General features: G+C 62.8%; 11 protein-coding genes and 3 tRNA genes. 2 read left to right on the top strand and 12 right to left on the bottom strand.

The annotated features are described in order from the left end of the window. Positions 1 to 180: 180 nt before the first annotated feature. The 12 genes from IOD17_RS16325 to gspE all read right to left on the bottom strand — a co-directional run bounded on the left by IOD17_RS16325 (position 181) and on the right by gspE (position 8036). Positions 181 to 257: transfer RNA gene (locus IOD17_RS16325), tRNA-Asp, on the bottom strand. A gap of 99 nt (positions 258 to 356) precedes the next feature. Further along, positions 357 to 433: transfer RNA gene (locus tag IOD17_RS16330), tRNA-Asp, on the bottom strand. A 32-nt stretch (positions 434 to 465) separates the two neighbouring features. Beyond that, positions 466 to 541: transfer RNA gene (locus tag IOD17_RS16335), tRNA-Val, on the bottom strand. Between the two features lie 125 nt (positions 542 to 666). Further along, positions 667 to 1188, bottom strand: a complete 522-nt coding sequence (locus IOD17_RS16340; RefSeq protein WP_418904284.1) for a type II secretion system protein M — start codon at positions 1186 to 1188, stop codon at positions 667 to 669. Beyond that, positions 1185 to 2315 carry a type II secretion system protein GspL gene (gene gspL, locus IOD17_RS16345; RefSeq protein ID WP_233686098.1) on the bottom strand — a complete coding sequence of 377 codons (1131 nt, stop codon included), beginning with the start codon at positions 2313 to 2315 and terminating at the stop codon, positions 1185 to 1187. Before gspL ends, IOD17_RS16340 begins: the two co-directional genes overlap by 4 nt. Then, positions 2312 to 3277, bottom strand: a complete 966-nt coding sequence (gspK, locus tag IOD17_RS16350) for a type II secretion system minor pseudopilin GspK (RefSeq protein WP_233686099.1) — start codon at positions 3275 to 3277, stop codon at positions 2312 to 2314. Before gspK ends, gspL begins: the two co-directional genes overlap by 4 nt. Further along, the gene (gspJ, locus tag IOD17_RS16355; protein WP_233686100.1) at positions 3274 to 3972 is read right to left on the bottom strand and encodes a type II secretion system minor pseudopilin GspJ; all 699 of its coding nucleotides are present in this window, start codon (positions 3970 to 3972) and stop codon (positions 3274 to 3276) included. The genes gspK and gspJ overlap by 4 nt, the downstream gene beginning before the upstream one ends. Continuing rightward, positions 3969 to 4358: a type II secretion system minor pseudopilin GspI gene (gene gspI / locus IOD17_RS16360; RefSeq protein WP_233686101.1), complete on the bottom strand. Its 390-nt coding sequence runs from the start codon at positions 4356 to 4358 to the stop codon at positions 3969 to 3971. The genes gspJ and gspI overlap by 4 nt, the downstream gene beginning before the upstream one ends. Further along, positions 4355 to 4897 carry a type II secretion system minor pseudopilin GspH gene (gspH, locus tag IOD17_RS16365; protein WP_233686102.1) on the bottom strand — a complete coding sequence of 181 codons (543 nt, stop codon included), beginning with the start codon at positions 4895 to 4897 and terminating at the stop codon, positions 4355 to 4357. The genes gspI and gspH overlap by 4 nt, the downstream gene beginning before the upstream one ends. A 5-nt stretch (positions 4898 to 4902) precedes the next feature. Beyond that, entirely contained in the window at positions 4903 to 5328 is a 426-nt protein-coding gene (gene gspG / locus IOD17_RS16370; RefSeq protein ID WP_257778607.1) for a type II secretion system major pseudopilin GspG, read from the bottom strand. Positions 5329 to 5331: 3 nt separating this feature from the next. Beyond that, positions 5332 to 6549, bottom strand: coding sequence for a GspF family T2SS innner membrane protein variant XcpS (gene xcpS, locus IOD17_RS16375; protein WP_233686103.1), 1218 nt, complete (start codon positions 6547 to 6549; stop codon positions 5332 to 5334). Next, positions 6549 to 8036, bottom strand: coding sequence for a type II secretion system ATPase GspE (gspE, locus tag IOD17_RS16380; protein ID WP_418904285.1), 1488 nt, complete (start codon positions 8034 to 8036; stop codon positions 6549 to 6551). Before gspE ends, xcpS begins: the two co-directional genes overlap by 1 nt. A gap of 246 nt (positions 8037 to 8282) precedes the next feature. Between gspE and IOD17_RS16385 the strand changes: the two genes are divergently transcribed. Together IOD17_RS16385 and gspD are read left to right on the top strand one after the other, a co-directional pair. Beyond that, entirely contained in the window at positions 8283 to 8927 is a 645-nt protein-coding gene (locus IOD17_RS16385; protein WP_233686105.1) for a type II secretion system protein N, read from the top strand. Between the two features lie 4 nt (positions 8928 to 8931). Beyond that, positions 8932 to 10881 carry a type II secretion system secretin GspD gene (gene gspD, locus IOD17_RS16390; RefSeq protein WP_233686106.1) on the top strand — a complete coding sequence of 650 codons (1950 nt, stop codon included), beginning with the start codon at positions 8932 to 8934 and terminating at the stop codon, positions 10879 to 10881. Positions 10882 to 10937: the final 56 nt, after the last annotated feature.

Below are 10937 nucleotides of genomic sequence, written 5' to 3' on the forward strand. Positions count from 1 at the left end.
TCCTCCCACTCAATATGTCAGCAACCGCTCATTGCACAAACAAAGAGCATGCCAATCAAGCTAGAGCAGGCAGATGAACGCAAGATGACAGGTTGTCGCGCAACAACCGAAAAGCGGCCGCAATTAAATCACGGGCAATAAAAAACCCGCTGATATCGCTATCAGCGGGCTTCCTATATATGGCGCAGCGGACGGGACTCGAACCCGCGACCCCCGGCGTGACAGGCCGGTATTCTAACCGACTGAACTACCGCTGCATGTCGGTGGACTTGCGTCCGTAGAACTCTTGCTTCGTCTGATGAAGTAGCCTGTTACGGCTTTTCATCTCAACCTGAGCGAACTCAAGCTGGAAAATATGGCGCAGCGGACGGGACTCGAACCCGCGACCCCCGGCGTGACAGGCCGGTATTCTAACCGACTGAACTACCGCTGCGCGTCGGTGGACTTTCGTCCAATTCACAAGAGTGGTGGGTGATGACGGGATCGAACCGCCGACCCTCTGCTTGTAAGGCAGATGCTCTCCCAGCTGAGCTAATCACCCGCTGCTTGCGAGGCGCGAAATTTACGCAAGGCCCGCACCTAAGTCAACACCCCGCTTAAAGTTTTTCTAAAAAAGTGCAAAAACTGCTGCCCTTCCCAGGTGCCACTGAAAGGCTCGCCGCACCATTATTGCGCCACCCGCAGACTTAACCGAGCTGCGACCTTATTGTCATCCGCGCGATCCAACCCGGCTTCGGCGATTTGCACGCCCTGCTCTTGCAGCACAGTGAGCCAGCGCAGCAACTGCGCAAAGGGGGCCGGTTGCAGGTTGAGCTGCAACGCACCGTCGCCAGCATTGTCCAGCCGCTCGATGGTCAGCCCCTGAGTCGCCGCACTGGCAGTCACGGTGCCTTGCAGGCGCGCCGGATCAATACTCTGCTGCGGTGCACTGGCCAAGCCGCGCGCCGCCGGTGCCTGGCTCTGCAGATAGGCATGCAGTTCGCGCTGAGTTTCAAAGGCGCTACGCGCGGCCTGCAGACGCTGCTGAGCCGGTTGCCAGAGCGTCAGATAAAGCAGCACCAACACCAGGAACAGCGCCAGGCTGCCGAGGGCGAGTTGTTCACGGGGGGGCAGGCTGCGCCAACGTTGCACCAGCTGCGAGTTATCCAGTTGCGCGGTAAAACCCTTGCCTTGCGAAGTCATGCTCATCCTCCAATCACCACGCGCGCACTGACGCCTGCGCCTTCCCGACTGGCCGAACCCAGCTGTACCGCCAGACCGCTTTCCTGCAAACGTTCACGCAGGCGTTCCAGCTCAGCAAAACCCGGAGCCTGCACCTGCATGGCCAGATCCCCGCGCACCTCGCTGAAATCCACCTGGCTGATCTGCACCTGGCCACCCACCATTGCACCACTGACCTGAGCGAGCAGGCCGAGCAGACGATTGTGTCCGGCGCCGGCACTGCCTTGCAGATGCTGATCAAGCTGCGCACGCAGATTGACCAGCTTGCTGTCCTGAGGGAACAGCTCCTTGTACAGCGCCGCACTGGCCGCCGCGTATTCATCCGCCTGCCGTTGCAGATGCCAGGCCTGAGCCAGGTTGAAGCCCCACTGCAACACCAGCCACATGCCCACCAGTCCCAGCAGCGGTCGCCAACGTTGCCATTGACCGCCACTGGACTGAACGGCGAATTCACCTTGCGCCAGGTTATTGCGCAGCGGTTGCTGGGCCAGCCAAACAAAGGGATCGACCAGCGCCATCGTTTCATCCACTGGCTGCGGCGCGCGATGCTGCGCATCACACCAGGCCACCTGCGGTTGCACACACAAGGGGCTCAGCTGCGGCCAGTCCTGCGCTTGCAAGGCCATCCGCGTGACATTCTCACCGCCCAGCAACCAGCGCCCGTGCAGTGGCAGCAGCGCCGTTCCCGGCCCTGGCAACAGGTCGGCATCCACGGCAATCGCCTGGGGTGGCACTGCACACAAGGCCAGCCAGGCCGATAACCAGCTGCGGCGCACGGCAAATACCCGATGACGTCCATCGGCCAACGGCTCGCCCAGGGCCAGATGCATCAGCTCGACCTCTTCGGCAAGCAACTCTTCCACCGCAAATGGCAGCGCCTGACGCAACCAACGGGCCTTGCGCGTTGGCAGATTGACCGCGCAGGACGTCACCGCCTCGACGGGCAGTACCAGGGTCCAGTTGCCGGTCAACTGCGCTTGCACCGCCTCGAACGCCAGGGTTTCGCTCACCCCGGCCACCACCCGCTGCACTGGCAGCTCGGCCTGTGCCGCGCTGCATGCGGCCGGCGGCAGGAACACATAGGTCTGACTCATGGTTGCACTTCCTCGACAGGCACTGGCGCCATTGCGCCCTGCCCCAGATCACGGGCTAGAACATATACGCGACCATCACTGGCACGTTGCACGGTGCTGCGCAGAATCTGTCGGCGCTCGCCGACCGTGACCTCGCTCACCACCTGAAAATACTGGCTACCCACTGCCAGGCCCTGGCTTTGCACCTGCAAACCGCTGAGCTGGGCCATAAAGCTCGGCAGATCACGATAGCCCTCGCTGCCCCGCGCAGCGACCAACCCCTGCGCCGTACTCAGCGGTAGCCCTTCTGCCAGGCTGGCCAGCACCCGCGCACTGGCCGTGTTGACGTTGAGGGTGGCGTCGGCCGGCAAAGCGCTGACATACGGCAACAGACGCTGATAGTCCGCCTCGCTCATCTCCAGCAGCAGACGCAACTCGGAGACATCAGCCAGCTCGCGGTTGCCAGCCCGATAAGGCGGCTGCGCCAGCAGGTACTGGTTATCTTCGGCACCGTAACCACCATTGGGCTGGTCATCGCCATCCAGCCAGTCGAGCAGACGCTCGGCGTAAGGCGTGTCGATCTGCAAACCGAGCAACAGGCGACGCAATTGCCCGACTGCCGCCTCGTTGGGCTGGCCCTGACGCAACAGGCTGTTGAGGTTGAAGCGCCCTGTCGGATCGCTGATCTGCACCCGCAGCGCACCGCCTTCATCCAGACTGAACGGAGGACGCGGTTTGGCCCAGACCTCGGCAAGATGATCAATTGGCGCGCGCGGGTCGCCCTGGCGCAGGTCGCGCTGCAAGATGGCCTTGGCCAGGGTTTCGCCGCCCAGGGCGTACTGCCAGGCCTGACGCACATGCAGCTGATTGGCGCTGCTGCGGATCGACAGCTGCTGGCGCGCGATGATTCCGGCGCTGACCACCGTGACCACCACAACCACGAGCAGCACGGTGATCAGTGCCATACCCCGCTGCCGCCTCATGGCTGCACCTGCGCAGCCGAGTCATCACCCGCGTCACCAGGGTCGGCAGGATTCTCGCCCGGGGCTTGTTGCGCCAGGCGCTCGGGCAAACCTTCCGGCAAGCGCAGCAGACGCCGCACCTCGCCATAACGGCGATGCTGCAAGACCAGCTCAATGGCTTGCGGCAGCACCTTGAGTGCCTCGTCGGGGTTCTTTTCCAGCGGCGGCCAGCTGCTCTGCCAGAGACCTTGCTGATCCAGATAACGCAGCTGCAGCTGTGTCACACCATCCAGTGCCTGCTGAATCTGCGGCTGGCTGTCCTGCGCCTGGTCCAGCACGGTCCAGTAGTGCCGCTGCCATTGTTCACCACTGAGCTGCCAGCGCACCCGTTGCAGACTGGCCCGTGGCTGCCCAAGCGGATTGCGCCAGCCGCTGCGGGTCAGTTCCAGCGCCGGGCTTTCCAGGTCTTCACCGAGCAGGGCCGCACGCGGGTCGCCAAACGGATCACGCGTCGGGCGCACCTGCACTTGCAGCACATCCCGCTCAAACGCCGCCATGGCTCGCACCAGCTCACGCAGTTGCTGTTCGTGGGCACGAGTGACCTTATCGGTTTGCAACACACTGTCGAGCATGCGGTAGGTGCCCAGACCCAACAATGCAAAGATGGCGATGGCAATCAGCAGTTCGAGCAGGGTGAAACCACGCGCCCGCCTCATTGCATCACCCCGAGAAAGCCATTGAGGCTGACCACGGCGCTCTCACGCACCTCGCCTGCGGCACGCTGCTCAGGCATGGGAGCGACCCACAGGGTTACGCGGCGCATATCCGGCTCGCTGGTGCCCTGCACCTCGCTTTGCCACTGCCAGCGGCGCCCGGCGAACTCCACCTCACCCTGCTCACGACCATCAGCCACCGGGCTTTGCGACAACTGCAGCTCCGTCAGGCGGTTATCGGCGATCCACATGGCCAGGGTTTTCTCTTCCAATCGCGAGGCGGTCTGCAGGCTACGCGCTGTGGCGCTCAACACACTGGCCGCGACCAGGGCGAAAATCGCCAGCGCCACCAGCACTTCAAGCAAGGTGAAGCCCTGCACACGCTTCATCGACTGCGCCCTGCCGGTTGTTCAATCTCGACTTTGGGCAGCTGAAAGCCATCACTGGCCAGTTGCAAGCGCAGGCCATTGGCCCGCCGCTCGTTCAAGCGCAGACGAAACGGGCTGATCTCGCCACTGGATAACAACAGCAACTGCGGCACCAACGCACCTTTGCGCGCAGTTTCACCTTCCGGTGCTGGCAACTCCAGCGCCGTGCCTTCCAGCTCAACACTGAGTTCGGCCCAGGTTGGCAGGGCATGAGGTTTGTCATTCAGCGCCTGCCACTGCTGCTTGAGCGGCTCATAGCGCAGCACCTGATAGGCCTCGCGACTGAGCAACAGGCCGTACTCCTGGTTGTCCAGCACGGCCTCTTCGGCGAGCACACCAATCAGCCCGGCCAGCCGTTCCGCTTCGTTATGCAACTCGCGTCCAGGGCCGGCAATGCCCACGCTGAGCACCGCAATACCGATCAGGCTGCCAAGAATCACCAGCACCACCAGCAGTTCGATCAGGGTAAAGCCCCCGGCCGGGCTCGGTTGCTGGCGCATAAGAATCAGAGATCCCAGTTACCGATATCGGCATCCTGATCGCTGCCGCCTTCCTTACCGTCGGCGCCCAGGGAATACAGGTCGAAAGCCCCCTTGGTGCCCGGTGCCAGGTATTGGTAGACGTTGCCCCAGGGATCAACCGGCAAACGCTTGAGGTAACCGTCGCGGTTCCAGTTCTTCGGCTGCGGGTTGCCGGAGGGTTTCTTCACCAGCGCTTCCAGACCCTGCTGGGTGCTCGGGTAAGCATGGTTATCCAGCTTGTACATATCCAGCGCAGCCGCTACGGCCTTGATATCGCCCTTGGCCACGGTGACCTTGGCCTGATCGGGCCGACTCATCACCTGCGGCACCACCAGGGCAGCCAGAATCCCCAGAATGACCACCACCACCATGATTTCGATCAGCGTGAAACCGGATTGACGCTTATTCACTGCTTACCCCACCAACTGATTGAGAGACAGAATCGGCAGCAGAATGGCCAGTACGATCACCAGCACCACTGCCCCCATAAAGACCAGCATAAAGGGCTCGAACAGCCCCACCAGCAGCGCCACCTGGGCACCCAGATCGTTTTCCTGATTGCGCGCTGTACGCGCCAGCATCTGGTCCAGCTCACCCGAGCGTTCGCCGCTGGCGATCATGTGCAGCATCATCGGCGGAAACTGACCGCTGGCTTCCAGCGCGCGGGTCAAGCTGCCACCTTCACGCACCTTCTGCGCGGCAATCACCACCTCAGCGCGAATCACCCGATTGGCGATCACCTGTGCGCCGATGCCCAGGGCTTCAACCAATGGCACGCCGCTGCGAGTCAGAATCGCCAGGGTCGAGGCAAACCGTGCGCAGTCAGTGGCGCGAATCAAGCGCCCTACCAGCGGGATGCGCAGCAGCAAACCGTGCCAGCGCGCTTTGAACGCATCATCACGCAACGCCCAACGCAGGGCGAACACACCCAGAATGACGAGAATCACCGCCAGCCAGCCCCAGCCCTTGACCCAATCACTCAGGGCAATCAGACCGCGCGTGAGCGCCGGCAGGGTTTGTCCAGAGTCGACAAACACCCGCACCACGTCCGGCACCACATAACCCAGCAGGAAGCCAACAATCAGCAAGGACGCGCACATCAGAATCAGCGGATAGAGCAGCGCCAGCTGGATTTTCTGCCGCGACTGCTGACGTTGCTCGGTGTAGTCGGCCAATTGCTCCAACACCGGGCCCAGGTGGCCGGCATGCTCACCCGCCGCCACCGTTGCGCGGTACAGCTCAGGGAAAGCCGAGGGGAATTCTTTCAGACTGCTGGCCAGATCATGACCTTCCAGCACCCGCGCACGCACCGCCAGCAACATGCTTTGAATGCGCGGCGAACTGGCCTGGGCAGCCGCCGCGCGCAGGGCTTCCTCAATCGGCAACGCCGCTTGCACCAGAGTCGCCAGTTGCCGGGTGATCAGCGCCAGATCGCGGGCGGAAATACCACGAGCAAAACTGAAGTGCGAACCTGCGCCAGCCTGTTCACGGGTACGCGTGGCTTTGACATCCAGCGGCGCCAGCTGGCGCTCGCGCAGAATCTGCCGCACCTGACGCGCGCTGTCAGCTTCCAGCACACCCTTCTGCTGACGACCCTTACCGTCGAGGGCGAGGTATTCGAACGCGGCCATTATTCTTCTCGCGTCACGCGCAGCACTTCCTCAACCGTGGTCGCCCCTTCCAGCACCTTGCGCCGGCCATCCTCGCGGATGCTCGGGCCGAGGCTGCGGGCGTGACGGGTCATGTCCTGCTCGGAAGCGGCGTTGTGAATCAGCGTGCGCAGGTGGTCGTCAAACACCACCAGCTCGTAGATGCCGGTTCGGCCGCGATAGCCCTGCTGATGACAGTGCGCGCAGCCACGGGCGTGATAGAGGGTTGGCGGCGTTGCCGAGGACACGCCGAGCAAGGCGCACTCGGCTTCGTCAGCCTGATAGGCCTCCTTGCACTGCGGGCAAAGCACCCGCACCAGGCGTTGCGCCAGCACCCCGAGCAGGGATGAGGACAACAGAAACGGCTCGATGCCCATATCCACCAGGCGGGTAATCGCGCCGATGGCGCTATTGGTGTGCAGGGTCGAGAGCACCAGGTGACCGGTCAGCGAGGCCTGCACGGCGATTTCAGCGGTTTCCTTGTCGCGAATTTCGCCAACCATCACCACGTCCGGGTCCTGCCGCAGAATGGCACGCAGGCCACGGGCGAAGGTCATGTCGACCTTGGAGTTGACCTGGGTCTGGCCGATGCCTTCGAGGTGATACTCGATCGGGTCTTCAACGGTGAGGATATTGCGCGTGCGGTCATTCAGGCTCACCAGGCTGGCGTACAGCGTGGTGGTCTTACCCGAACCGGTCGGCCCGGTGACCAGCAGAATGCCGTGGGGTTTACGCACCGTGGCTTCCATCAGGTCGCGGTCGCGCACGCTCATGCCCAGGTGCTGCAAATTCAGGCGACCGGCCTGTTTATCCAGCAAGCGCAGCACCACCCGCTCGCCATTGGCCGACGGCAGGGTCGAGACCCGCACATCCACCTCGCGGCCGCCGACTTTCAGGGAAATCCGCCCGTCCTGAGGGATACGCTTCTCGGCGATATCCAGCCGCGCCATGACCTTGATCCGTGACACCAGCAACGCCGCCAGCTCGCGCTTGGGCTCCAGCACCTCACGCAGGATGCCGTCCACCCGGAAGCGCACGACCAAGCGTTTTTCGAAGGTTTCCAGGTGGATGTCCGAGGCATTTTCCTTGATCGCTTCGCCGAGGATGGCGTTGATCAGGCGGATGATCGGCGCGTCGTCTTCCTGCTCCAGCAGATCCTCGGTTTCCGGCACCTGCTCGGCCAAGGCGGCCAGGTCAAGACTGCCACCGATGTCCTCGGCCAACTGCATGGACGCCGAATCATGCTGATAGGCATTGCCCAGGGCCTGTTCGAAAGCCTCTAGCGATAGCGCCTGCAATGGCAGCTGTACGCCGGCAAAACGTTGCGCCTCGGCCAATGCCACCGGGTCAACGCCTGGCCGGTAGGCCAGACTCGGCACACCGTCAGCATTCAGCAACAGCACCCCTTGGCGCTTGGCAAAGCTGAATGGCAGACGCCTTGAGGGCACTTCGATAAGCAGCGCATTCATTCGTAACATGCCTTTAGCACAGTAACCCGACGCCACGTAACGGACGCCAAACGCAGGACAGCAAGCCAGGGTTCTGTGAATTAATTGTTGTAAGTTGGCGGAAACAGCATGAAAACAGCGCGCTATCTTTAGCACATTGAGCGGATCGACACACTACCCCAACGGGGGGCTGCCAAATGCCCGGCAAGTGTCTATGATCAGCGCGCGATCCACGCCACATAATAATAAGTTCCGGAGTGACGCCCCTTGCCCTTTTTGGCTTCCCAACGCTGGCTGCAGCGCCATGCCACCACCCTGGTGGGCCTTGCGCTGGTAACCGCCATGAGCGTCAGCCTGGCCTGGCAAAGTGCCGATTGGTTGCGCCTGTTACGCACTCCGGCGAAAACGACTGAAACCTCGGCGCACAGCGCCCAAACCACTGCGCAGCCTACGGAAATCGGTCAGCTGTTCGGCACCAGCAGTGTGGCCAACGACAGCCCTGCACCCAACACCACCCTGCGTCTGACCCTGCTCGGCAGCTTTGTGCATGCCGACCCGCAGCGCTCCAGCGCGATTATTCGCAGCGAAGGCAGCAGCGCCCAGCGCTACACCATCAACAGTGAAATCAGCAGCGGTGTACGCCTGCATGCCGTCGCCGCCGACCGCGTCGAGCTGTTGCGCAATGGCCGCCGTGAAAGCCTTAGTTTCCCCATCAGCAACTCAGCGACCAGCAGCCTGCAAAGCAGCACCAGCGAGGTTGCGGCCGACCCTCTGGAGCAGCTCAGCGAGCTGGAATCCGATGACCTGGTCCAGCTGCGCGAACGCATGGACGCCCTGCGCCAGCAGATGCAGGCCTCCGGCAGCGTGCCGGACAGCCCAGAACCCACCGAACAGCCCACGGAAAACAACTGACACGATGACCCCGACTCTTTCGCGCCTTACCTTTGCTTTGTTGGCTGCGGGCCTGGCTTGCAGCCCACTGCCGCTGAGTGCTGCCGTTACTGCTGTGGCGCCCAGCGCCAGCCAGCAGGAGGAAAGCTGGACCATCAACCTCAAGGGTGCCGATATCCGCGAATTCATCGATCAGGTGGCGCAGATCAGCGGGCAGACCTTTGTCGTCGACCCGCGGGTCAAGGGCCAGGTCAGCGTGGTGTCCAACAGCCCACTGACGCTGACCGAGGTCTATCAGCTGTTTCTTTCGGTGATGGCCACCCACGGTTTCAGCGTGATTACTCAAGGCGATCAGGCGCGCATCGTGCCCAACGCCGAGGCCAAGGCCGATGCGGATGCCGGCCGCAGCGCACCAGATCGTCTGGAAACCCGACTGATCCAGGTGCAGCACGGCTCGGCCACCGAGCTGATTCCGCTGATCCGCCCACTGGTGCCGCAGTATGGTCACCTGGCGGCCATCACCACGGCCAACGCCATCATCATCAGTGACCGCACCGCCAACATTGAGCGCATTGAAGACCTGCTGCGCCAGCTGGACCAGAAAGGCCAGAATGACTACAGCGTGCTCAACCTGCAGCACGCCTGGGTCATGGACACCGCCGAAGTGCTGCGCAATGCCGTGGATCGCGGCCAGGCCAAGGGCGCGTCGGGCACTCAGGTGATCGCCGACGGCCGCACCAACCGCCTGATTCTGCTCGGCCCGCCGGCCGCACGGGCCAAACTGGTGGCCCTGGCCCAGTCACTGGACACCCCCACCAGCCGCTCGGCCAACACCCGGGTGATTCGCCTCCGCCATGGCGATGCCAAGAGCCTGGCGGAAACCCTCGGCGAGATTTCCGAGAAGCTCAAACCGGAAGCCGGCGGGGAAACCACCGGCAAGCCGCAAACCATCCTGATTCGCGCCGACGAAAGCCTCAACGCCCTGGTATTGCTGGCCGAGCCTGACGTGGTGGCGACCCTGGAAGACATCGTGCGCCAGCTGGATGTGCCGCGCGCCCAGGTGATGGTTGAAGCCGCGATTGTCGAAGTCTCCGGTGATATCAGTGACGCCCTGGGCGTGCAGTGGGCGGTGGATGCCCGCGGCAGTACCGGCGGCCTGGGTGGCACCAATTTCGCTGGCACCGGGCTGTCGATTGGCCGGGTGCTGCAAGCGATTCAGGATCGCGACAGCGATACCGACAACAACACCCTGAGCAACCTGCCCGATGGCGCCATCATCGGCCTGGGCACTGATGATTTTGGCGTACTGATCACTGCACTGTCGGCCAACAGCAAGAGCAACCTGCTGTCCACGCCGAGCCTGCTGACCCTGGATCACCAGAAAGCAGAAATCCTCGTCGGGCAGAACGTGCCCTTCCAGACCGGCTCCTTCACCACCAGCGCCTCGGGGGCCGACAACCCCTTCACCACCATCGAGCGCCAGGACATCGGCGTGACCCTCAAGGTCACCCCGCATATCAACGAAGGCGCCTCCCTGCGCCTGGAGATCGAGCAGGAAATCTCCTCCATCGCCCCCACCAGCCAGGGCGTCAATGCGGTTGACCTGATCACCAACAAGCGCTCGATCAAGAGCACCATCCTTGCCGAGAACGGCCAGGTCATCGTGCTCGGCGGGCTGATTCAGGATGACGTCACCCAGGCCGACTCCAAGGTGCCGCTGCTTGGCGATATTCCGCTGATCGGTGCACTGTTCCGCTCGACCAAGGAAACCCGTATCAAGCGCAACCTGATGGTATTCCTGCGCCCGACCGTGGTACGCGATGGTGCCGGCATGGCCGCACTGTCCGGCAAGAAGTACAGCGATATCCGCGTACTGGGCGATGTGCGTGAGGACTACCGCCCAGGCATTCTGCCGAGCAACCCAAACCACCTGTTCGACAAAGCCGAGCCCGGCGCCATCGACCTGCGCGAGTAACCCTCTCGCGTTCAGGAGAGGGCCATGCCCGCGAACAACCATCGCAAGCATGGGCC

It is taken from the genome of Pseudomonas anguilliseptica (genome assembly GCF_021375795.1).
Lineage (GTDB): Bacteria > Pseudomonadota > Gammaproteobacteria > Pseudomonadales > Pseudomonadaceae > Aquipseudomonas > Aquipseudomonas anguilliseptica_A.